This window comes from Variovorax sp. CAN15, from assembly GCF_030462475.1.
Lineage (GTDB): Bacteria > Pseudomonadota > Gammaproteobacteria > Burkholderiales > Burkholderiaceae_C > Variovorax.
Map to the genome: position 1 here is coordinate 81,615 of NZ_JASMRZ010000001.1, position 20,911 is coordinate 102,525.

Annotated in this window: 20 protein-coding genes; 6 read left to right on the forward strand and 14 right to left on the reverse strand. The window is 68.4% G+C overall.

Annotated features, from left to right (window positions below; all coding sequences use genetic code 11):
* The first annotated feature begins 22 nt into the window (after positions 1–22).
* Both QMO14_RS00360 and QMO14_RS00365 read left to right on the forward strand, forming a co-directional pair.
* Positions 23–667, forward strand: a complete 645-nt coding sequence (locus QMO14_RS00360) for a YceI family protein (protein ID WP_301503621.1) — start codon at positions 23–25, stop codon at positions 665–667.
* A 16-nt stretch (positions 668–683) separates the two neighbouring features.
* Positions 684–1,331, forward strand: coding sequence for a LysE family translocator (locus QMO14_RS00365; RefSeq protein ID WP_301503622.1), 648 nt, complete (start codon positions 684–686; stop codon positions 1,329–1,331).
* A 10-nt stretch (positions 1,332–1,341) separates the two neighbouring features.
* Here the strand turns inward: QMO14_RS00365 and QMO14_RS00370 are convergent, their stop codons facing one another.
* The 7 genes from QMO14_RS00370 to argS all read right to left on the reverse strand — a co-directional run bounded on the left by QMO14_RS00370 (position 1,342) and on the right by argS (position 9,501).
* Positions 1,342–2,943, reverse strand: coding sequence for a phospholipase D family protein (locus tag QMO14_RS00370; RefSeq protein WP_301503623.1), 1,602 nt, complete (start codon positions 2,941–2,943; stop codon positions 1,342–1,344).
* Between the two features lie 10 nt (positions 2,944–2,953).
* Positions 2,954–4,555: an RNA polymerase factor sigma-54 gene (gene rpoN, locus QMO14_RS00375; RefSeq protein WP_301503624.1), complete on the reverse strand. Its 1,602-nt coding sequence runs from the start codon at positions 4,553–4,555 to the stop codon at positions 2,954–2,956.
* Positions 4,556–4,572: 17 nt separating this feature from the next.
* Entirely contained in the window at positions 4,573–5,367 is a 795-nt protein-coding gene (gene lptB / locus QMO14_RS00380; RefSeq protein ID WP_301503625.1) for an LPS export ABC transporter ATP-binding protein, read from the reverse strand.
* A complete protein-coding gene (gene lptA / locus QMO14_RS00385; RefSeq protein ID WP_301503626.1) occupies positions 5,364–6,080 on the reverse strand; it encodes a lipopolysaccharide transport periplasmic protein LptA in 717 nt (238 codons plus the stop codon). The genes lptB and lptA overlap by 4 nt, the downstream gene beginning before the upstream one ends.
* Positions 6,081–6,233: 153 nt before the next feature.
* A complete protein-coding gene (locus tag QMO14_RS00390; protein WP_301503627.1) occupies positions 6,234–6,881 on the reverse strand; it encodes a thiol:disulfide interchange protein DsbA/DsbL in 648 nt (215 codons plus the stop codon).
* A gap of 155 nt (positions 6,882–7,036) precedes the next feature.
* The gene (locus tag QMO14_RS00395) at positions 7,037–7,804 is read right to left on the reverse strand and encodes an SPOR domain-containing protein (RefSeq protein ID WP_301503628.1); all 768 of its coding nucleotides are present in this window, start codon (positions 7,802–7,804) and stop codon (positions 7,037–7,039) included.
* 11 nt (positions 7,805–7,815) lie between these two features.
* A complete protein-coding gene (gene argS / locus QMO14_RS00400) occupies positions 7,816–9,501 on the reverse strand; it encodes an arginine--tRNA ligase (RefSeq protein ID WP_301503629.1) in 1,686 nt (561 codons plus the stop codon).
* 131 nt (positions 9,502–9,632) lie between these two features.
* Here argS and QMO14_RS00405 point away from each other — a divergent pair, with 131 nt between their 5' ends.
* Positions 9,633–9,965: a hypothetical protein gene (locus QMO14_RS00405; protein ID WP_301503630.1), complete on the forward strand. Its 333-nt coding sequence runs from the start codon at positions 9,633–9,635 to the stop codon at positions 9,963–9,965.
* 78 nt (positions 9,966–10,043) lie between these two features.
* Here the strand turns inward: QMO14_RS00405 and QMO14_RS00410 are convergent, their stop codons facing one another.
* The 5 genes from QMO14_RS00410 to QMO14_RS00430 all read right to left on the reverse strand — a co-directional run bounded on the left by QMO14_RS00410 (position 10,044) and on the right by QMO14_RS00430 (position 14,770).
* Complete coding sequence (locus QMO14_RS00410) at positions 10,044–10,496, reverse strand: DUF2214 family protein (protein ID WP_301503631.1); 453 nt, start codon at positions 10,494–10,496, stop codon at positions 10,044–10,046.
* A 194-nt stretch (positions 10,497–10,690) separates the two neighbouring features.
* Complete coding sequence (locus QMO14_RS00415) at positions 10,691–11,617, reverse strand: LysR family transcriptional regulator (RefSeq protein WP_301503632.1); 927 nt, start codon at positions 11,615–11,617, stop codon at positions 10,691–10,693.
* A gap of 37 nt (positions 11,618–11,654) precedes the next feature.
* Positions 11,655–12,635, reverse strand: coding sequence for a tripartite tricarboxylate transporter substrate binding protein (locus tag QMO14_RS00420; protein ID WP_301503633.1), 981 nt, complete (start codon positions 12,633–12,635; stop codon positions 11,655–11,657).
* Positions 12,636–12,639: 4 nt separating this feature from the next.
* A complete protein-coding gene (locus tag QMO14_RS00425; RefSeq protein ID WP_301503634.1) occupies positions 12,640–13,842 on the reverse strand; it encodes a CaiB/BaiF CoA-transferase family protein in 1,203 nt (400 codons plus the stop codon).
* The gene (locus QMO14_RS00430; RefSeq protein ID WP_301503635.1) at positions 13,835–14,770 is read right to left on the reverse strand and encodes a hydroxymethylglutaryl-CoA lyase; all 936 of its coding nucleotides are present in this window, start codon (positions 14,768–14,770) and stop codon (positions 13,835–13,837) included. The genes QMO14_RS00425 and QMO14_RS00430 overlap by 8 nt, the downstream gene beginning before the upstream one ends.
* A gap of 119 nt (positions 14,771–14,889) precedes the next feature.
* On the opposite strand from QMO14_RS00430, the gene QMO14_RS00435 reads away from it, so the two are divergent.
* Positions 14,890–15,630: an IclR family transcriptional regulator gene (locus QMO14_RS00435; protein ID WP_301503636.1), complete on the forward strand. Its 741-nt coding sequence runs from the start codon at positions 14,890–14,892 to the stop codon at positions 15,628–15,630.
* A gap of 12 nt (positions 15,631–15,642) precedes the next feature.
* On the opposite strand, the gene hisC is transcribed toward QMO14_RS00435, so the two are convergent.
* Positions 15,643–16,686: a histidinol-phosphate transaminase gene (hisC, locus tag QMO14_RS00440; protein WP_301503637.1), complete on the reverse strand. Its 1,044-nt coding sequence runs from the start codon at positions 16,684–16,686 to the stop codon at positions 15,643–15,645.
* A 152-nt stretch (positions 16,687–16,838) separates the two neighbouring features.
* Here hisC and QMO14_RS00445 point away from each other — a divergent pair, with 152 nt between their 5' ends.
* Complete coding sequence (locus QMO14_RS00445; RefSeq protein ID WP_301503638.1) at positions 16,839–19,013, forward strand: malate synthase G; 2,175 nt, start codon at positions 16,839–16,841, stop codon at positions 19,011–19,013.
* A 136-nt stretch (positions 19,014–19,149) separates the two neighbouring features.
* On the forward strand, positions 19,150–20,424 hold the full coding sequence (locus tag QMO14_RS00450) for an MFS transporter (protein WP_301503639.1): 1,275 nt from the start codon (positions 19,150–19,152) through the stop codon (positions 20,422–20,424).
* Here QMO14_RS00450 and QMO14_RS00455 read toward each other — a convergent pair.
* Positions 20,414–20,851 (reverse strand): EamA family transporter, encoded by a 438-nt coding sequence (locus tag QMO14_RS00455; RefSeq protein WP_301503640.1) that lies wholly within the window; start codon positions 20,849–20,851, stop codon positions 20,414–20,416. The two genes, QMO14_RS00450 and QMO14_RS00455, sit on opposite strands and share 11 nt — an antisense overlap.
* Positions 20,852–20,911: the final 60 nt, after the last annotated feature.

Sequence of the window (20,911 nt, forward strand, 5' to 3'; positions counted from 1 at the left end):
CATGCTCCATGCAGCCCACGCCATGAAAAAGCTTGTTCTCGCCGCGGCCCTGACGGCCGCCGCATTCACCGGCAGCGCCACGGCGCAGCAACGGCAACTGCCCTCGGAATTCGCCCCGGCCATTGCCGCCAAGCCCGCCGGCGGGCCGGCGAAGAACGCCAACTACGTGATCGACCCGACCCACACCTTCGTGATGTACGAAATGGGCCACTACGGCACCACCACCAACCGCGGCCGCTTCAGTACCAAGGACGGCTCGGTGCAGATCGACGGCACGGGCGCCAGCGGCAAGGTCGACATCACGATGGACATCAGCTCCATCAACACCGGCGTCGACCTGCTCAACCGCCACGTGCAGAGCAAGGACTTCTTCAACGTGGCCGAGTTTCCGACCGGCCGCTTCGTGGCCGAGCGCATCGACTTCTCCGGCGACAAGGTGGTCGACGTGCCCGGCAAGCTCACGCTGATGGGCCAGACCCGCCCCGTGACGCTGAAGGCCGTGCGCTTCAACTGCTACCTGAGCCCGCTGATCAACCGCCAGGTGTGCGGCGGCGACTTCGAGACCACCGTGGAGCGCAGCGACTGGGGCATCACCTGGGGCCTGAACTTCGGCTTCGAGAACAAGGTGAGGCTGCTGGTGCAGGTCGAAGCGGTCAACGTGCAGTGACACCGAAGGCGACACCATGATCGACACCACCCTCGCCCTGCTCGGCATCGCCGGCGCCATGACCGTCGGCGCGATGAGCCCGGGCCCGAGCTTCGTCATGGTGGCGCGCACGGCCGTGACCTCGCGCGCCGACGGCCTGGCTGCCGCGCTGGGCATGGGGGCCGGCGGGCTGGTCTTCGCGATCGCCGCGCTGGCGGGGCTGCAGGCGGCATTCCTTGCGGTGCCGGCGCTGTACCTGGCGATCAAGGGGCTGGGCGGCGCGTACCTCGTCTACCTGGGTTTGCGCATCTGGCGCGGCGCGCGGCAGCCGCTGGCCGTGATGCAGGAGGCCGGTGATTCACCGCAACGCCTGCAAGGCCGGGGCAGGCGCACCTTCCTGCTGGGCCTTGCCACGCAGGTCAGCAACCCGAAGACGGCCGTGGTCTACGCGAGCATCTTCGCGGCCTTCCTGCCGCGCGAGGTGCCGCTGGTGCTCGCGCTGGCGGTGCCGGCGGTCATCTTCTGCATAGAGACAGGCTGGTATTCGATCGTGGCGCTGGCGCTGTCCTCTGCGGCGCCGCGCTCAGCCTACCTGCGCTACAAGGCCTGGATCGACCGTGCCGCCGGTGGCGTGATGGGGCTGCTGGGGCTGCGGCTCGTGTGGTCGGCCGTTCGCGGCACCTGAGGCTGCAGAGCTACAGCAGGCTCTCCGGCGTCAGCGGCGCCAGGATCTCCAGCATGGTCCGGTCCCAGAAGCCGGAGTCGGGCTCCTCGGTCAGCACAGTGATCTTGCCGGCGTCGTCGCTGACCCATTCGATGCGCGACTGGTCGCTGCCCTCGGCAAAGCGCAGCCTGTAGGCGCCCTGCTGCTTGAGCACGTCGATGAGCTTCAGCGCCTGCCGGGCCATCTCGGGGCTGCGGATGAAAAGTCCGATCTCGGTGTTGTGCGTTTCCGAGCGCGGGTCGAAATTCATCGAGCCGACGAAAAGAATGCGCTGGTCGATCACCGCCGACTTGGCGTGCAGCCGGCCCACCGAAGTACCGAAGAGGCCCAGGCGCACGCTGCTGCGCGTGCGCTTGGTGCTCAGCTCGTAGAGGTCGGCGCCGAGCTTGAGCATGTCGGGCCGGTAGCGGCGGTAGGCGGTGTGCACCAGCGGCTCGTCGGTGGCGGCCAGCGAGTTGGTGACCACGCTGATCTTCACGTTGCGGCCGCGGATCTCGCGCATCACCTCCAAGCCCGAGGCGCCCGGGATCAGGTAGGGCGAGACGATGGTCACCTCCGAGCGCGCGCGGCGCATCTGCTCGACCACGTTGTAGCGCACGCTGTCGACGTCCAGCAGCGGCACGCCGCCGTAGGAGGCGGTCTTGCCGATCACGCGCTCGGGCGAATCGGCGTAGGCCTCGGCGGTGGTCCAGATCAGGCCGAGCTTGCCGGCGTCCAGGTCTTCGGCCATCGGGCTGTAGCCCAGCAGGTCGTTGGGCGCGGGCTTCGGCGGCGGGGGCGTTGTGTCGGGGCCGGTGGCCAGCTCGAAGCGCCTGCGCAGTTCCTCGCGCGGCAGGTCGCTGGCCACCACGGACTGGATCCGCCGCACGTAGATGCTGTTCCAGTACTGGTCGAACAGGCTGCCCAGCCGGGGAACCAGCGCGCCGGTGACGAAGGTGTCGAGATCGATGAAGTTCTCGCCCGAGGTGCGCCTGAAGTACTGGTTGCCGATGTTGCGCCCACCCGCCACCGCCATCGCGCCGTCGGCGATGAACAACTTGTTGTGCATGCGGCGGTTGACGCGGCTGAAGTCGAAGAGCGAGGCGGTGAAGCGCTTCAGCAGGCTGCCGCGCCCCGCCGGGAAAGGGTTGAACAGGCGCAGCTCCACGTTGGGCGTGGCGGCGAGGCCCAGCAGCAGCTCGTCCTCGCCGGAGGTGTAGAGATCGTCCATCAGCAGCCGCACGCGCACGCCGCGCTGGGCGGCGTCGCGCAGCGTGCGCAGCAGGTAGCGGCCGGTCTCGTCGTTCTCGATCTGGTAGTACTGCACGTCGAGCGTGCGCTGGGCGCGTCGCGCGAGCTGGATGCGGGTGTCGAAGGCGAAGTCGCCGCCGGGCATCAGGCGAAAGCCGCTGAGGTCGGGGTCGGGCTGCGAGGCCAGCGCGATCCTGCCGAGGGCGGTGTCGGCCGAGACGGCGATGGTCCTGGTGGATGGGCGCGGGGCCTCGTCGGGCAGGCTGGCGCAGCCGGCGAACAGCAGCACCGCCGCCATGGCGAAGACCCAATGCCCACAGCGCGACATCAGGCCATGGCTCATCGGCTTCTTTCTAGAGTGCCTTGCGCAGGTTGGCGGGGGCAATGCGCAATGCTTCGCGGTACTTGGCGACAGTGCGGCGCGCGCACTCGATGCCCTGCTCCTTCAGCATCTCGGAGATCTGGCTGTCCGACAGCGGCTTCTTCACGCTCTCCGAGCCGACGAACTGCTTGATCAGCGCGCGCACCGCGGTGCTCGACGCGTTGCCGCCGGTCTCGGTGCCCAGCGCCGAGCCGAAGAAGTACTTGAGCTCGACCGTGCCGAAGGGCGTGGCCATGTACTTGGCGGTGGTCACGCGCGAGATGGTGGATTCGTGCAGGCCCAGTTCGTCGGCGATCTCGCGCAGCACCAGCGGGCGCATGGCGAGCTCGCCGTGCACGAAGTAGCTCTTCTGCCGCTCGACGATGGCGTTGCTCACGCGCAGGATGGTGTCGAAGCGCTGCTGGATGTTCTTGATGAACCAGCGCGCCTCCTGCAGCCGCTGCGACAGCGCCTGGCTGCCCTCGCCCTTGTGCGACTTGAGCGCGCCGGCGTAGATGTCGTGCACGCGCAGGCGCGGCATGACCTCGGGATTGAGCATGACGCGGAACTTCACGTTGGTGCCGCGCCCGGTCTTGGTGACGATGACGTCGGGAATGATGATGTTGCGTTCCACGTCGACGAAGCTGCGGCCCGGCTTGGGCTCCAGCCGCGCGATGACCTGCAGCGCCGAGCGCACCAGCTCCTCGCTGCTGCGGGTGAGCGTGGCCAGTCGCTTGAAGTCGCGGCGCGCGAGCAGCTCCATGGGCTGCTTGCAGATGGCCAGCGCCGTCTTGCGGACCAGTTCTTCCTCCTCGGTTTCGTCGTCACTGGCCATGGCGCGCAGCTGGATGCTCAGGCACTCGCCGAGGTCGCGCGCGCCGACGCCGGTGGGCTCCAGGCTCTGCAGCAGGCCGAGCGCCACCTGGAAGTGGTGCACGAGGTCGTCGAACTCGTCGTTGTCGTCGCCGGCCAGGCCCGAGGCCAGCGCGGGCAGCGAGTCTTCGAGGTAGCCGTCGTCGTTGAGCGATTCGATGAGAAAGCGCAGCGCGGCGCAGTCGCTCTCGTTGAGCCGCAGGCTCAGCGCCTGGCGGTGCAGGAAGGACTGCAGCGACTCCTGGCTGCGCGCGAGCTCGGTGGCGTCCGCGCGCTCGTCGTCGCCGGCGTTGTTCTGGCGCGCGGGCGCGTCGCCGCCCCATTCGCTGTCGTCGGGCGCCATGTCGACAGTGCCGTCGCCTTCCCAGTCGGGCTCGCGCTCGGAGATCTCGGCGGCGGGGCCGTCGGAGTCGGCCGTGGTGGTGGTGCTGGTTTCGGTGGCAGCAGTGGACGTGCCGGCAGCGGGCGAAGCGAAGTCGCTCTCGCCGTCACCACTATCGCCGCCGTCGTCGCGCGGCACCGGGGCATCGGCCGTGTCGAGCCCGAATTCCTCGCGCGCCGCTTCTTCAGCCGTGCGCTCGAGGAACGGGTTCTCGTCGAGCATCTGCTCCACCTCCTGGCTCAGCTCGAGCGTGGAGAGCTGCAGCAGCCTGATCGACTGCTGCAGCTGTGGCGTCAACGCCAGATGCTGCGAGACGCGAAGGGATAGCCCTTGCTTCATGGGAACCGCTCCCGCCCTTACATGCGGAAGTGCTCGCCCAGGTACACCCTGCGTACTTCGGCGTTGTCGACGATCTCCGAGGGTGTGCCTTGTGCCAGCACGTGCCCGTCGCTGATGATGAAAGCGTGATCGCAGATGCCCAGCGTTTCACGCACGTTGTGGTCGGTGATGAGCACGCCGATGCCGCGCTCCTTCAGGAAGCTGATGATGCGCTGGATCTCGATCACCGCGATCGGGTCGATGCCGGCGAAGGGCTCGTCCAGCAGGATGAAGCGCGGCTGCGTGGCCAGCGCGCGCGCGATCTCGACGCGGCGGCGCTCGCCGCCCGACAGTGCCATCGCCGGCGAATCGCGAAGATGGTCGACGCGCAGGTCAGCCAGCAGGTCGGTCAGGCGCTCCTCGATGTGCTCCTTGGACAGCGCCACCATCCTGCCTTTGGCATCGGGCTCGCTCTGGAGCTCGAGCACGGCGCGCACGTTCTCCTCGACCGTGAGCTTGCGGAAGATGGAGGCTTCCTGCGGCAGGTAGCTCAGGCCCATGCGGGCGCGGCGGTGGATCGGCATGTGGGCGATGGGCTCGCCGTCGATGGTGATGTCTCCGGCATCGGCGCGCACCAGCCCCACGATCATGTAGAACGAGGTGGTCTTGCCGGCGCCGTTCGGCCCGAGCAGCCCGACGACCTCGCCCTTCTGCACGTCGAGCGAGACGTCCTTCACGACCGTGCGGCTGCCGTAGCTCTTCTTCAGGCCGCGCGCGACCAGGCGGCTGCCCGGCGCGCCGCTGGCGTCCTGGGTTCCTGCGGATTCGATCACTTGCGCGTGTCTCCCTGGTCACTGAGCGTGGTGCTCGGGCGCAGGCCGGCGCCGGGTGCCGGGGTGGGAGCCGGCGGGGGCGCCTTCGCGCCGCCGGCCGGAGCCGAGGCGCCGGCAGCCGGGGCGGCGGCGGCCTTGGGGGTAAGGATGGTCCTGACGCGTCCGCCCGGCGCCGAGGCGTTCACGGCGGTGTTCGGCGGCACGGTGGAGCCGTTGACGGTGTAGGTGTCGTTGCTCTGGTCGTAGACGATCAGCGCGCCCTGGCTCTCGTCGTTGGGCGTGGCGCCCAGCAGGCGGCGCATGACGGCGTTGCGGATGAACTTGACGTTGTCGGCGCGGCTGTCGTACTCGATGACTTCCGACTCGCCCTCGATCCACTCGTCGGGCGCGTTGCGCTTCTGCTTGTAGTAAGCCCGCTTGCCCGGCGCCGCGGTGACCACGCCGTACTGGTAGCCCTCGGCGTCCTGGCGCACGTCCAGCCGTGCGCCACGGATGATGATCGTGCCCTTTGTCACCAAAACGTTGCCGGTGAACACGCTGGTCTGCTTCAGGTCGTCGTAGCGCATCGAGTCGGACTCGATGTTCATCGGCTTGGAGCGGTCGGCGGTTTCGGCCACCGCTCCCGAGGCGAGGCCTGCCAGCAACAGCGCGCCGGCGGCCAGGCGGCCGATGCGACGCAGGAAGGGGGTTGTGGGGTAAGAGTGCAATGTCATAGAGGCACGAAACTTGCTCGGCATTGTATGCGGCTGAGTGCTTCTGCCCCGCACGCACAGGTGAAAAAGCCCGCCTAAGCGGGCTTGACTTTCCTTCTGGTTTTCTACCAGAAACACCGCGCAACGGCGCGGCACGGTTCAGCTTTTCGGGCTTCAGCCCTTCTTCGCTTCGCCAATGAGATAGTTCACGACCTGAAGCACTTTGGTCATGTTGCCGGCGGTTTCGCCATCGACATACCAGCGGCCGGCCACGGCCATCGCGGGGACGCCGGCCACCTTGTAAGCGTCGGTCAGCTGCGAGGCGCGCTTGGCCTTGCTGGCCACGCCGAACGAGGTGAATGTTTCCTTGAACTTGGTGGCGTCCAGGCCGTTGGCGGTGGCCCAGGCGATGATGTTGGCGTCGCCGTTCACGTTCTGGCGCTGCGCGTGGATCGCGTTGAACACCTTCGGCTGGTACTCGTCGACCTTGCCCATGGCTTCGAGCGTGTAGTACAGGCGCTGCTTGGCCTCGACGTCGTTGCCCACGAAGGGAACGGGGATGCGGCGGAAGGAGACTTCCTTCGGGAGCGTCTTGAGCCAGGCTTCCAGCGCCGGCTCGAAGTCGTTGCAGTGCGGGCAGTTGTAAGAGAAGAACTCGACCACCTCGACCTTGCCGGCGGGTGCGTCGACCGGCACGCGCTTGTCGAGCACCAGGTACTCGGAGCCGGCCTTGGGCGCGCGCGCCTGGGCGTGGGCCGTGTGGACACCCAGGGACATCAGCCCGAGCGAGGTGGCGGCCAGCGAAAAGTCACGACGTTTCATTTGAAAGGGTTCTCCAGTTGGTACGGCAGACTGAGCCGGCGCGCGGCGGGGAGTTCCACTCCCCTGCTCGATGGCGCGCCCGAAGCTGTGAAAGGCGACGAATGGTGGCGGCAAAAGCCGCCCGGCGGGGCTTGAGGGCTATTCCGGCTATGGGATCAGCGCTGAACGCGGACGAGCGCCGAATCCATGCCGCCGCCGTCCAGCCGTTCCTTCAGGCGGTCGGCGTCGTCCTTCTTGTTGAACGGGCCGGCGCGCACGCGATAGACGGTACGGCCCGCCTGCTCGCGCTCGGTGACCTTGGCCTCGACGCCCATCAGAGACAGCTTGGCGCGCTGCGCCTCGGCGTCCTCGGTGGTTCGGAAGGCACCGGCCTGCACGAAATACATGAAGGGATCGGGGCCCGAGCTGCCGCCCGCGCTACTTTTGTTGGCGCTGCTCGGCGCCGCCGAAGCGGTGGCCGTGCTGCCGGAGCCCGAGATGCTGCCCGATCGGGCCCGGGCCAGGTCGCCCAGCGGATCGTTCGACGGCGGCAGGGCGTTGGCCTCGGCCGGCACCGGCGCGGTGCGCGGCGGCTTGGGAGCCACCACCACGGGCACCGGCGGCGCGGTGCTGGGCGAAGCGGCGGCGGTATTGCCGGTGGCGGGCTCACCGGTGATGGGGTTGACCGGGCCGGCCGGGGCCGCCGGCTGCGCCGGCTTGGGAGCGCCGGCCTTGCCGGCCAGCGGCGCGTTCGGGTCCCAGTCGCGGTTCTTGCGGGCTTCGGCCTCGTCCTGCTCGGCACCGCCGCGCTGCGTCTTGGTCACGAACGGGATCGGCACCTTGGTCACGTAGACCGCGATACCCAGCGCGACGCCCAGGCCGAGCACCAGCCCGATGATCAGGCCGATGACGATGTTGCCGCGTTGTCTTCTTGTCTTCTTCATGGTGAGAGGGTTCACATCTTGCTCGGCGCACTGACGCCGAGAATCGCGAGGCCATTGTGCAGCACCTGCGCGGTGGCGGCGACCAGCGCCAGGCGGGCCAGCTTCACCTTCTCGTCGTCGACCAGGATGCGCTCGGCGTCGTAGTAGCTGTGATAGCTGGCGGCCAGTTCACGCAGGTAGAAGGTGACGTCGTGCGGGGCGAAATCCTTCGACGCGGCCGTCAGCATGGCCGGGTACTTGGCCAGCAGCAGCATCAGCGCCTGGGCGGCCGGGCTTTCCAGCGGCGACAGGTCGACCTCCTTCAGCGAAGCGGCGTCGCCGCCCCAGCCGGCCAGCACCGAGCAGATGCGCGCGTGGGCGTACTGCACGTAGTAGACCGGGTTGTCGTTGTTCTTCGTCACCGCGAGGTCGACGTCGAAGGTGTACTCGGTATCGGGCTTGCGGCTCAGCAGGAAGAAGCGCACCGCGTCGGTGCTGGTCCACTCGATCAGGTCGCGCAGCGTGACGTAGCTGCCGGCGCGCTTGCTGATCTTGACCTCTTCCCCGCCCTTCATCACGCGCACCATGGTGTGCAGCACGTAGTCGGGATAGCCCTCGGGAATGCCTTCGCCCGCGGCCTGCAGGCCGGCGCGCACGCGCGCGATGGTGCCGTGGTGGTCGGTGCCCTGGATATTGATGACCTTGTGGAAGCCGCGCTCCCACTTGGCGATGTGATAGGCGACGTCGGGCACGAAATACGTGTACGTGCCGTCCTGCTTCTTCATCACGCGGTCCTTGTCGTCGCCGTAGTCGGTCGACTTCAGCCACAGCGCGCCGTCCTGCTCGTAGGTCTTGCCGGCGGCCACGAGCTGGCGCACCGCCGCCTCGACGCGGCCGCTGGTGTAGAGGCTGGACTCCAGGTAGTACTGGTCGAAGCGCACGCGGAAGGCCTGCAGGTCCAGGTCCTGCTCGCGGCGCAGGTAGGCCACGGCGAACTCGCGGATGGCGTCGATGTCCTCGATGTCGCCGCTGGCGGTGACTTCGCGGTCCTCCGACTTGACGGTCTTCTTCGCCTTGAAGTCGGCCGCGATGTCGGCGATGTAGTCGCCGTTGTATGCAGGCGCCTTCTCGCCGCTGGGCCATTCGGCGTCGCCGGGCTTGAAGCCGCGCGCGCGCAGCTGCGTGCTGTTGGCCAGGGTCTGGATCTGCACGCCGGCGTCGTTGTAGTAGTACTCGCGCCACACGCTCTCGCCCTGCGAGGCGCGCAGGTTGCAGATGGCGTCGCCCAGCGCCGCCTGGCGGCCGTGGCCGACGTGCAGCGGGCCGGTCGGGTTGGCCGAGACGAACTCGACCAGCACCTTCTCGCCGGTGGCGGGCTGTTGGCCGAAAGTATTCCCGGCCGACAGCACCTCGCGCACGATCTGCTGCCTGGCGGCCGTCTTCAGGCGGATGTTGAGGAAGCCGGGCCCGGCAATCTCGATGGCGTCGACCCACTGGGCGAACGCGGGGGTGGCGAGCAGCGCGGCGCTCAGTTCCTCGCCGAGTTCGCGGGGCTTGCGCCCCAGCGGCTTGGCGAGCTGCATCGCTGCCGTGCAGGCGAAATCGCCGTGCGCGGCCACCTTGGGCGACTCGAACGCGGCCTTGGAGCCGGCGCCGGGAGAGAGGGATTCGAGCGTGTTCGCGAGCGCCGCGAGCAGCTCCTGTTTGACCAATAGCATCCGGAAATTTTACCGGGGGCAAACCCCGGCGCAGTTGACGATCGTCATCCGATCGTTGACCTGGCCCGTTACGATGGTCGGCCCCGAGGCGGGGAACCTGTCACCACTCAACCTAGCGAGGACATATCACCATGAAGAAGCTCCTTTCCCTGCTTGCACTCGGTGCCTGCCTTTCCTTCGGCGCAGCACAGGCCCAGGACAAGGCCGCCGCGCCGGCCGCAGCCCCCGCCGCTGCCGCCCCTGCAGCCGGCGCAAGCTGCGAAGCCAAGGCCGTGGACAAGAACGGCAAGGCCCTCGCCGGCGCCGCCAAGGCCAGCTCCATCAAGAAGTGCGAGAAGGAAGCCAAGGCAGCCGCAGGTCCCGCATGCGCGGCCAAGGCCGTGGACAAGAACGGCAAGCCGCTGGCCGGCGCCGCCAAGAACAGCTTCGTCAAGAAGTGCACCGCTGACGCGGCGAAGGCCTGACCGGCGCCGCACTGGCTGCAAAGCCATGAAGAAAGGCCCGCGAAGCGGGCCTTTTGCTTTGCGCGGCCGATCCCCCGGCTACTTGCCGAAGCCGCGCGCCAGGAACACCGCCACCAGCGGGATCAGCGCGATCAGGTGCGCCTGCACCATCACCAGCTTGCGCGTCTTGAGGATCTCGGTCTCGGGCGGCAGCTTGCCGGTGGCGCGCAGCGTCTTGCGCCAGCGGAAGTAGGTCAGCGTCGGAAAGATCGACACCACGCCCACGATGATGAACAGCCCCAGCTTCACGTGCAGCAGCGGGTTGGTCCAGTACCAGGCCGTGCCCTTCACGCCCCACCAGGTGCGCGCGATGCCGGTGGCGAGCACCGCGATGGCGGCGATGCCGTAGACCATGTCGACCTTGGCCAGCCGCTCGACCACTGCCGCGTTGAGCCACTGCACGCGGCACAGCGCGGCCTCGCTGGAGATGAAGACGACCATCGTGAGGATGGCGAGCAGGTGAAGGTACGCAAGGATGGCTTCTAGCGTCATCGGTGGAGCTTTCAGGATGGCTCGCCCCCAGGCTGCGCACTTCGTGTCGCTTCGCCAACCCCCTGCCGGGGGCAACACCTGAGGCCCTGCAAAGCCGGTTCCTCGGTGTTCGCGAAAGACCTCAACGCTGTCGGCGTGGTGAGCGTATCAACGGAATTTCAAATGCAAACAGATTGTGACGCCACCGGTGCGCCTCAGGCCCTCCCACCCCAGAAATCCGGGTTGCCGTATTGCTCCTTGAGGAAATCAAGCCACAGTCGCACCCGCAGCGGCATGTGCTTGGCGCCCGCGAACACCGCGTAGATGCCGTTGGGCGGCGCGGCGAACTCGTCGAGCAGCGGCACCAGCAGGCCGGCGTCGATCTCGGCCTCGACCTCCCAGGTGCTGCGCCACGCGATGCCGTGGCCCGCGAGGCACCAGTCGTGCAGCACCTGGCCGTCGGAACAGTCGAGCGGGCCGCTCGGGCGCAGGTGGATCAGCTCCTGGCTGCCCTCCTCGTTGGCGACGCGAAAGGCCCAGCCGCGCGTCTGCGAGGCGTCGCTCGACAGCGTGAGGCAGGCAAAGCGAGAGAGCTCGCCCGGGTGCCTGGGCTTGCCGTGGCGGCGTACGAACTCGGGCGTGGCCACGCAGCGGCGGCGGTTGTCGGCCAGCCGCACGCTCACCAGCGACGAATCGGGCAGATCACCCACGCGCACCGCGCAGTCGAAGCTCTCGCCGGTGACGTCGACCACGCGGTCGCTGAGGTTCAGCGAGATCGTCACCTCGGGGTGCAGCGCATGGAAGCGCGGCACCAGCGGCGCGACGTGGCGGCGGCCGAAGCCGGCCGGCGCCGTCACGCGCAGATGGCCGCTGGCCTTGAGGCCGCCGGCGCTCACGCTGGCCTCGGCGTTGGCGAACTCGGCAAGCAGGCGCTGGCAGTCTTCGAGGAAGGAGCTGCCTTCGTGCGTGAGGGTGATGCGCCGCGTGGTGCGAACCAGCAGCTTGACGCCCAGCCGCTCTTCCAGCGCATCGAGCCGGCGCCCCATGATCGCGGGCGCCACGCCCTCGGCCTTGGCGGCGGCCGTGAGGCTGCCGCGGGTCGCGACCGAGACGAAGGATTCGAGTTGCTTCAGGCGGTCCATGGGGCGGGAACTATATCGCCCGCCACCCGGACGGCACCTATTCGGGCCGCACGCCCACGTCGCGCACCGCCGCACCCCAGCGCGCGTGCTCGGCCTTGATGTACTGCGCCGCCTGCTCCGGCGTGCCGCCCACGGGCGTGCTGCCCTCGGCCAGCAGCTGCGAGATGGTGGCGGGCCTGGCCAGCGCCTTGTCTACGGCGGCGCTGAGCTTCTTCACGATCTCGGGGCTGGTGCCGGCCGGCGCCACCAGCGCCTTCCAGTCCACCGCCTCGAAGCCCTTGTAGCTCTCGGCCACGGTTGGCACGTCGGGCATCACCGGCAGGCGCTTGGCCGAGGTGACGGCCAGCGCGCGCAGCCGGCCACCCTTCACCATCGACAGCGCGCCCTGCGGCGTGGCGAACATGTAGTCGGTCTGGCCGCCGAGCAGGTCGGTGATGGCGGGCGCCGCGCCCTTGTACGGCACGTTGAGCACCTTGAAGCCCGCGCGCCTGGCGAGCACCTCGCCGGCCATGTGGCCCAGCGTGCCGGTGCCCGCGAGCGCCTGGCGGATCTCACCGGGCTTGGCCTTGGCGGCGGCGACCAGGTCGGCCAGCGACTTGAAGGGCGCGTCGGCGCGCACCACCAGCACCACAGGCTGCGATGCCACCACCGCCACCGGCGCCAGGTCCTTCAGTGCGTCGTAGGGCATCTTGGGGAACAGCGTCGGGTTGATCGCGAGGTTGGCGGTCTGGCCCAGGCCGATGGTGTAGCCGTCGGGCCTGGCCTTGGCCACCACGTCCATGCCGATGTTGCCGTTGCCGCCCGCGCGGTTGTCGACGATGAAGGTCCACTTGCTGTCGTCGGCCAGTTTCTGCGCGACCAGCCGCGCCACGATGTCGGTGGCGCCGCCGGGCGTGTAGGGAACGATGAGCCGCACCGGCTTGTCGGGCCAGGCGGTGTCGGCGAGGGCGGGGGCGGCGTTCAGCCATGCGGCGGCCGCGGCGCACGCCAGCAAGGCGCGCCGTGCATTGAAAAACATGAGGTCAGTCTCCGAGGGTGATGTGTTGTGTTTCGAGCGCGGCGATTTCCTCGTCGCTGTAGCCCACTTCTTTCAGCAGCTCGCGGCTGTGCTCGCCGATGTGCGGCGGCTGCAGCCGGATGCGCGGGCGTTCGCCGTCGAGCGTGAACGGCATGAGCGGCACCTTCGCCATGCTGCCGTCGTTCATGCGCACCGGCGCGAGGCCGCCGGTGGCGTTGAGGTGCGGATCGTCGAACAGCGCCTGCGGCTTGGTGATGGGCGCGAAGGGCAGCTCGTTCTTCTCGAACACCGCGGCGAGTTCGGCCGCGCTGTGGTTGGCGAGGTGCGAGCGAAGGATGGGCATCATCCATTCGCGCGCCAGCACGCGGTCGTTGTTGGTCTTCAGGCGCGGGTCGGCCAGCATGTCCTCCAGGCCGAAGGCCTTGCAGAAGATGGCCCACTGCTTGTCGCTCACGGCCGCCAGGAAGATCTGCTCGCCGTCCTTCACGGTGAACACGTCGTACACCGCCCAGGCCGAGATGCGGCTGGGCATCGGGTCGGCCGCCTTGCCGGTGGCCGCGAATTGCATCATGTGCTGCGCGACCAGGAACACGTTGTTCTCGAACAGCGCCGACTGCACCTCGCAGCCCTTGCCGGTGATGTCGCGCTGGCGCAGCGCAGCCATCGCGCCGATGGCGCCGAACATGCCGCCCATGATGTCGTTCACGCTGGTGCCCGCACGCAGCGGGTCGCCCGAGCGGCCTGTCATGTAGGCGAGGCCGCCCATCATCTGCACCACCTCGTCGAGCGCGGTGCGGTGGTCGTAGGGCCCGGGCAGGAAGCCCTTGTGGCTCACGTAGATGAGGCGCGGGTTGAGCTTGGCCAGCGTGTCGTAGTCGAGCCCCAGCTTTTTCATGGTGCCGGGCTTGAAGTTCTCGCTCACGATGTCGGCGGTGGCGATGAGGCGCAGCGCGGCCTCCACGCCCTCGGGCTTCTTGAGGTCGAGCGCGATGCTCTTCTTGTTGCGGTTGAAGGTCGGGAAGAAGCCCGAGCCCGACCCCAGCAGGCGGCGCGTGCTGTCGCCCTCGATGGGCTCGACCTTGATGACCTCGGCGCCGAGGTCGGCCAGCAGCAGGCCGCAGGTCGGGCCCATGACCATGTGGGTGAACTCGACGACGCGCACGCCCGCGTAGGGCAACGGATTCGACGATGGATTGGCTTCAGACATGAGCGATGGATTCCTGGACAAAGCCTTTCGGCAGACCGGCTTCGGGCGTCATGCCGTACACCGGTTCGCCGGGCAGGCCGGCCATGAGCGGCGCGCGCGCCGCGATGAGTTTCTGGATGTCAATGCCGGTGCGCACGCCCATGGCCTCGAACATGAAGACCAGATCTTCGGTGACAGCGTTGCCCGAGGCGCCCGGCGCGTAGGGGCAGCCGCCGAGGCCGCCCAGCGACGCGTCGAAGGTACGCACGCCCTCGTCCCACGCAGCAAGGCAGTTGGCGAGGCCGAGGCCGCGCGTGTTGTGCATGTGGGCCGCGCCCGCGTGCTTGCCGATCTCCGCGCGCAGGCGCTTGAAGAGGCGGCGCACCTGCGCGGGGTTGGCATAGCCCACGGTGTCGGACAGGCCCGATTCGTCGGCGCCGGCTTCGATGCACTGCGCGGCGAGGCGGATCACGTCGTCCTCGGGCACCAGGCCCTGCAGCGTGCAGCCGAAGGCGGTGGAGATGCCGGCTTCGAGCTTCGCCTGCGGCGCAATCTCGCGGCGCAGGTCGGAAATGGCGCGCACCTCCTCGACCATTTCGGTGGGCGTCTTGCGCACGTTGGCCAGCGAATGCGCCACGCTGGCCGACACCGGCATGGTGAGCTTGTGCGCGCCGGCCTCGAGCGCGGCCTGCGCGCCCTTGCGGTTGGGCACCAGCGCCATCACCGCCAGGCCCGGCAGCGTGATCGCGTGGCGCACCACCTCGGCGGCATCGGCCATCTGCGGCAGCAGCTTCGCGGGCACGAAGGAGGCAACCTCGATCTCGCGCACGCCGGCGGCGTAGAGCGCATCGATCCAGCGCAGCTTATCGGCGGTAGGCATGGTGGCCTTGACCGACTGCAGGCCGTCGCGCGGGCCGACCTCGCTGATGAGGACGTCGGGGGTTGTCATCTGGTTCCGTCTCCTGGTGCTTGACTGTTCTGTCTTACAGAACTATATTCCGTTAAATAGAATTAGACCGTCGATCCGACACGACTGTCAAGCTGCCGCCTTCCCTGCTCGTTCCTGCCATGCCCCGCAAAGCCCAGACCGAATCCGTCTCAGACCTCAATGCCGCCCCCGGCGGCGCGGCCGCGGTCGACCGCGCGCTGAGCCTGCTCTCGGCCTTCCAGCCGGGCGACGAGGCGCTGTCGCTCGCGCAGTTCGCCGAGCGCACGCAGCTCTACAAGAGCACCGTGCTGCGGCTGCTGGCCTCGCTGGAGCACGCGCGGCTGATCCGCCGCCAGGACGACGGCCGCTACGCGCTGGGCATGGAGATCGCGCGGCTGCACGGCCTCTACGCGGCCTCGCAGTCGCTCGACCGCATCGTGCTGCCGGTGCTGCGCGCGCTGGTCGCGGCCACCGGCGAGAGCGCGGCGTACCACGTGCGGCAGCCGCAGGGCGACAGCTGGGTGCGGCTGTGCCAGTTCCGCGTCGATTCTTCTCACGTGGTGCGCGACCACGTGCGCGCCGGCGACATCCTGCCCAACGACCGCGGCGCGGGTGCGCGCGTGCTGATCGCCTTCGGCCCCGAAGCCGAGCTGCCGCGCGGCGCGAAGGAACGCAAGCTCTACGACACCATCCGCGCGCAGGGCTGGTGCGCGCTGGTGGGCGACCGCACTGCCGAGCTGGCCGGCATCTCGGCGCCGGTGTTCCATGCCGACGGCAGCCTCGCGGCCGCGGTCACGCTCACCATGCCCACGCACCGCTACGACGAGGGCTACATCGAGCCGGTGCGTGCGGCAGCGAAGGAGCTCAGCGGGCAGGTCTGAGCAAGCGACCGGTCAACGCAGCGCGGCCAGCACCGCGCGGTTCTGCTCGGGCAGCCCGATGCTGACGCGCAGCCACTCGGGCAGGCCGTAGGGTCCGAGCAGCGAGACCTCGATGCCGGCGGCCAGCAGCCGCGCGTGCACGGCCTGCGCGTCGCCGACCCGCACCATCAGGAAGTTGCCGGACGAGGGAACGTATTCGAGGCCCAGTTCCTTGAAGCCGGCCGCGAGCTGGTCGCGGCCTGCGGTGTTGAGCTCGTAGGTGCGCGCGAGGAAATCCGCGTCGCCCAGCGCGGCCACGGCGGCGGCCTGCGCCGGGGTCGTCACGTTGAAGCGCGGGCGCTGCGCGTTCATGCGCGACGTGAGCGCCGGCTGCGACACGCCGTAGCCGATGCGCAGCCCCGCCAGCCCGAAGGCCTTGGAGAAAGTGCGCGCCACGATCAGGTTGGGCAGGCGCCGCACCCATTCGATGCTGTTGTAGCGCTGCGCGGGCGAGAGGTATTCGGTATAGGCCTCGTCCAGCAGTACCGTGACGTGCGCGGGCACCGACTGCAGGAAGGCCAGCAGCGGTGCGGCGTCGATGAAGGTGCCGGTCGGGTTGTTCGGGTTGGCGACGAACACCAGCTTCGTGTGTTCGCCAATGGCGGCGCGCATGGCATCGAGGTCGTGGCCGAAACCGCGCGAGGGCACGACAGTTGCGTGCGCATGGGCGTGCGCCGTGGCCTGTGCGTAGACGATGAAGCCGTACTGCGAATAGACGACGCCCTCGCCCGGCTTCAGGCTCACCTGGGCCGCGAGTTCGAGGATTTCGCTGGATCCGCTGCCCAGCGTGAGCCAGTCGGCCGGCACGTCGAGCCGGGCGGCCAGCGCGTTCTTCAGCGCGGTGCCATTGCTGTCGGGGTAGTTGCCGGCGCCTTCGAGCGCGGCGGCGGCGGCGCGGCGGGCCGAGTCGGGCATGCCCAGGGGGTTTTCGTTGGAGGCCAGGAGGATCATGGGAGCGGACGTGCTGGAAATGGCGTATTTATTTAAGAAGTTAAATATATCCGGCGCTTTCGGCATTCTTATCAGTGCCTACCCTTTGCGCTCCTGGGTGCAGCCCGTCGATTACCTCCATTTTTGTCACGGATAAATCCCGCTTGCGGCTCTTACTCGCCAGCAAAGTATCGAATAAAGTTCGTCCCAGGATTGCATTTTTCTCAAGGAGAAACCCCATGACCGCCCGCACCACCGCCCACGGACTCCAGGTCGCGACCGAGCTGCATCGCTTCATCGAGGACAAGGTCCTCCCCGCCAGCGGCGTGGCCAGCGACGTCTTCTGGAAGGGCTTCGACGCCATCGTCCACGACCTCGCGCCGAAGAACATCGCCCTGCTCGCCGAGCGCGACCGCCTGCAAAGCGAGCTCGACGCCTGGCACAGGAAGAACCCCGGCCCCATCGCCGACATGCCGGCGTACCGCGCCTTCCTCGAGAAGATCGGCTACCTGCTGCCCCAGCCCAAGGGCGTGAAGGCCACGACCGCGAACGTCGACTCCGAACTCGCGCTGCAGGCCGGCCCGCAGCTGGTGGTGCCGATCCTCAATGCACGCTATGCGCTCAACGCCGCCAACGCGCGCTGGGGCTCGCTGTACGACGCGCTCTACGGCACCGACGCCATTCCCGAGACCGGCGGCGCTGAAAAAGGCAAGGGCTACAACCCGGTGCGCGGCGCCAAGGTCATCGAGTTCGCGCGCAACGTGCTCGACCAGGCCGCGCCGCTGCAGAACGGCTCGCACAAGAACGCCACCGGCTACAGCGTGAAGGACGGCAAGCTCGTCGTCGCGCTGCAAAGCAGCAGCACAGGTCTGGCCGACGCCTCGCAGTTCATCGGCTACCAAGGCGACGCGGCCGCGCCGTCGTCGGTGCTGCTCAAGCACAACGGCATCCACCTCGACATCCGCATCGACCGCTCCACGCCCATCGGCAAGAGCGACGCCGCCGGCGTGAGCGACCTGGTGCTCGAAGCCGCGCTCTCGACCATTCTCGACCTGGAAGACTCGGTGGCCGTGGTCGACGCCGCCGACAAGGTGGTGGCGTACTCGAACTGGCTGGGCATCGTCGAAGGCACGCTCACGGAAGAAGTCGCCAAGGGCGGCAAGACCTTCACGCGCGGCCTGAACCCCGACCGCGAATACACCGGCGCCGACGGCAAGCCCGTCAAGCTGCACGGCCGCTCGCTCATGTTCCTGCGCAACGTGGGCCACCTGATGACCAATCCGGCCGTGCTCTACGAAGGCGGCAAGGAGATTCCGGAAGGCATCCTCGACGCGGTCGTCACCACCACCATCGCCACCATCGACCTCAAGCGCAAGGGCAACTCGCGCACCGGCAGCATCTACATCGTCAAGCCGAAGATGCACGGCCCGGCCGAAGTGGCTTTCGCCAGCGAGCTGTTCGGCCGAGTCGAACAGTTGCTCGGCCTGCCCGCCAACACCGTGAAGCTGGGCATCATGGACGAGGAGCGCCGCACCAGCGTGAACCTCAAGGCCTGCATCGCCGAAGCGGCCGCGCGCGTGGCCTTCATCAACACCGGTTTTCTCGACCGCACCGGCGACGAGATGCACACCGCCATGCAGGGCGGCCCGATGATCCGCAAGGGCGACATGAAGTCCAGCGCATGGATCGGCGCCTACGAAAAGAACAACGTGCTGGTCGGCCTGTCGTGCGGCCTGCGCGGCAAGGCGCAGATCGGCAAGGGCATGTGGGCCATGCCCGACCTGATGGCCGCCATGCTCGAGCAGAAGATCGCGCACCCCAAGGCCGGCGCCAACACCGCCTGGGTGCCCTCGCCCACCGCCGCCACGCTGCATGCGCTGCACTACCACCAGGTCAGCGTGACCGCGGTGCAGCAGGAGCTGGAAAAGATCGACGCCGACGCCGAGCGCGACAACATCCTCAATGCCCTGCTGCAGGTGCCGATCGCGGCCGAAGCCAAGTGGAGCGCCGAAGAGCGCCAGCAGGAGATCGACAACAACGTGCAGGGCATCCTCGGCTACGTGGTGCGCTGGATCGACCAGGGCGTGGGCTGCTCCAAGGTGCCCGACATCCACAACGTCGGCCTGATGGAAGACCGCGCCACGCTGCGCATCTCCAGCCAGCACATCGCCAACTGGCTGCTGCACGGCGTGGTCACCAAGGCCCAGGTCGACGAGACCTTCCAGCGCATGGCCAAGGTGGTCGACGAGCAGAACGCGGGCGACCCTCTCTACAAGCCGATGGCCGGCAACTTCACCACCTCGGCGGCCTACAAGGCGGCGCAGGACCTGGTGTTCAAGGGCATCGAGCAGCCGAGCGGGTATACGGAGCCGCTGCTGCATGCATGGCGGTTGAAGGTGAAGGGCGAGGCCTGATCGCCTTCCCCGGCCCGACATCGCGCCGGGCCTGACGAACGCGACGAACGGCGCCCGAGGGCGCCGTTCTGCATGATGGGCGGCCTGCCGTTAGCATCGACGGCGCTCCTCTTTCGCCTCCCGCCCCTCTTCCCCGATGAACACGAACGCGGCATCGCCGCCTCCGCCGCGCTGGACCTCCTCCGCGGCCGCCATGCTCGTGGCCCTGGCCACCGCCTTCGCCCTGAGCCAGGCCTTCCGCACCGTCGGCGCCATGATGGCCACGCCGCTCACCAGCCACTTCGGGCTCACGCCGCAGCAGCTGGGCTCCTGGGCGGGCACCTTCCACTTCATGTTCGGGATCATGCAGCTCGCGATGGGCGTTTCGATCGACATGTTCGGCGTGCGCCGCACGGTGCTGACGGCCTTTCCGCTGGCCATCGCGGGTGCGGTGCTTTGCGCGATGGCGCCGAATTTCCATGCGCTGCTGCTGGGGCAGGCGCTGATCGGCGTGGGCTGCGCGCCGGCCTTCCTGGCCTGCACGGTGTTCATCGCGCGGCACTTCGATGCCTCGCGCTTCACCGCGATGTCGGGGCTGGTGATGAGCCTGGCGGGGATGGGCATCCTTTTCACGGGCACGCCGCTGGCGCTGCTGATCGAGGCTTCGTCGTGGCGCGTGGGCTATGCGGTGCTGGGGGCGTTCGCGGTGCTGTCGTGGCTGATCATCTTCTGGCGTGTGCGCGAGCCCGCGCGGGCGGTGGATATTGCGCCCCCGGAACAGATGGAGCGCCAGTCGCTGCGCAAGGCCGTTCGCGAGCTGCTGCCGCTGTTCGCGATGCCGCACACGCTGGGCTTGCTGTGCTTCGCTTGCGTGTCGTACGCGGCCTTCATCACGCTGCGCGGGCTGTGGCTCGGCCCGGTGCTGCATGACCGCCACGGCCTCTCGCTGGTGGCCAGCGGCAACGTCGCGCTGGTGATGACGGTCGCCGGCATGATCAGCCCCACGCTCTTCGGCCGCATGGACCCGGGCGGCGTGCGCCGCACGCACTGGATGATGGGATGCGCCTTCGCCGGTGCGCTGATGTTCGGCGCGATGGCTTTCACGCATTCGCCTCTGGTGGACATAGGCCTGCCGATCATCTACGGCCTGCTGTCGGGCTACAGCGTGCTGCAGTACGCGTACACCAAGAACGCCTACCCGGCAGCCATGACGGGGCGCGCGATGGCGCTGATGAACATGGCGATGTTCCTCGGCGTCTCGCTGATGCAGTGGACCACCGGCGTGGCCGCGTCGTGGGCCGTGGCGAACGGGGTGGAGCCGTTTCGCGCGGTGTTCCTCACGGTGGCGGGCATGCTGGCCGCGGGCAACCTGGCGTTCTTCCTGCTGCCGCGCGCGCCTGCGCGGGCCGCCTCGGCGCAGCTCAGCGCTTGATCGCCAGCATCAGCACGCCGCCCGCGATCATCGCCACGCCGGCCCACTCGCGGCCGGAAGGACGCTCGCCGAGGAACATCACCGCGAAGAGCACCACCAGCACCACGCTGAGCTTGTCGACCGGGGCTACGCGCGAGGCGTCGCCCACCTTGAGCGCACGGAAGTAGCAGACCCAGGACGCGCCCGTCGCGAGCCCCGAGAGCACGAGAAAAAGCCAGGTGCGCGGCGACAGCAGCAGCGGGTTCGTCCACTTGCCGGTGGCGTTCACGAAGACCAGCAGCACCGCGAAGATGACCACGGTGCGCACCAGCGTCGCCATGTCGGAATCGACGCCGGCCAGGCCCAGCTTGGCGAGGATGGCCGTCAGCGCGGCGAAGACGGCCGAGAGGGCGGCCCAGAGGAACCAGTTGGAGGCGGTGAGATTCATCGTGCTTTCTTTCATCGGGGATGGCGCGGCGCCTGCATCATGCGCGATGCGACTTTGCCT